Below are 1567 nucleotides of genomic sequence, written 5' to 3' on the forward strand. Positions count from 1 at the left end.
CGACCGACAGCTCGGTCGCTTCGCTCTCGACCTCGACGTCGACCGGCCTCTCGTCGGCAACCAGCTCGATCTCGTCGTTGTCCACGTCGACCTCGACCGGCATCAACTCGCTGTCCACGGGCCTCAGCTCGACCGACAGCTCGGTGGCTTCGCTCTCGACCTCCACGTCGACCGGCCTCTCGTCGGCCACTAGCTCGATCAGCTCGCTGTCCACGTCGACTTCGACCGGCATCAGCTCGTTGTCCACGGGTCTGAGCTCGACCGATAGCTCGGTCGCTTCGCTGTCGACCTCGACGTCGACTGGCCTGTCGTCGGCAACTAGCTCGATCAGCTCGCTGTCCACGTCGACCTCGACCGGCATCAACTCGTTGTCCACGGGTCTGAGCTCGACCGACAGCTCGGTCGCTTCGCTCTCGACCTCGACGTCGACCGGTCTCTCGTCGGCAACCAGCTCGATCTCGTCGCTGTCCACCTCGACCTCGACGGGGATCAGCTCGCTGTCCACGGGCCTCAGCTCGACCGATAGCTCGGTCGCTTCGCTGTCGACCTCCACGTCGACTGGCCTCTCGTCGGCAACCAGCTCGATTTCGTCGCTGTCCACGTCGACCTCGACCGGCATCAGCTCGCTGTCGACCGGCCTCAGCTCGACCGACAGCTCGGTCGCTTCGCTCTCGACCTCCACGTCGACCGGCCTCTCGTCGGCCACTAGCTCGATCAGCTCGCTGTCCACGTCGACTTCGACCGGCATCAACTCGTTGTCCACGGGCCTCAGCTCGACCGATAGCTCGGTCGCTTCGCTGTCGACTTCCACGTCGACTGGCCTCTCGTCGGCAACCAGCTCGATCTCGTCGTTGTCCACCTCGACCTCGACCGGCATCAGCTCGTTGTCCACGGGCCTCAGCTCGACCGATAGCTCGGTCGCTTCGCTGTCGACTTCCACGTCGACCGGGCTCTCGTCGGCAACCAGCTCGATCTCGTCGTTGTCCACGTCGACTTCGACGGGCATCAGCTCGTTGTCCACGGGCCTCAGCTCGACCGATAGCACCGTGGCTTCGCTGTCGACTTCCACGTCGACTGGCCTGTCGTCCGCAACCAGCTCGATCTCGTCGCTGTCCACGTCGACCTCGACCGGCATCAGCTCGTTGTCCACGGGTCTGAGCTCGACCGATAGCTCGGTCGCTTCGCTCTCGACCTCCACGTCGACCGGCCTCTCGTCGGCAACTAGCTCGATCTCGTCGTTGTCCACGTCGACCTCGACGGGCATCAGCTCGCTGTCCACGGGCCTCAGCTCGACCGACAGCTCGGTGGCTTCGCTCTCGACCTCGACGTCGACCGGCCTCTCCTCGGCCACTAGCTCGATCAGCTCGCTGTCCACGTCGACTTCGACCGGCATCAGCTCGTTGTCCACGGGCCTCAGCTCGACCGACAGTTCGGTCGCTTCGCTCTCGACTTCCACGTCGACCGGTCTCTCGTCGGCAAGCAGCTCGATTTCGTCGCTGTCCACGTCGACCTCGACCGGCATCAGCTCGTTGTCCACGGGTCTGAGCTCGACCAATAGCTCGGTTAA

General features: G+C 64.4%; 1 protein-coding gene. It reads right to left on the reverse strand.

Annotated elements, in window-relative coordinates:
- The coding region (locus WS75_RS34230) for a hypothetical protein (protein ID WP_218919284.1) at positions 1 to 1537 on the reverse strand (1537 nt) is incomplete at its 3' end.
- Positions 1538 to 1567: the final 30 nt, after the last annotated feature.

The sequence above is a fragment of the Burkholderia sp. FL-7-2-10-S1-D7 genome (assembly GCF_001524185.1).
Taxonomy (GTDB): domain Bacteria; phylum Pseudomonadota; class Gammaproteobacteria; order Burkholderiales; family Burkholderiaceae; genus Burkholderia; species Burkholderia diffusa.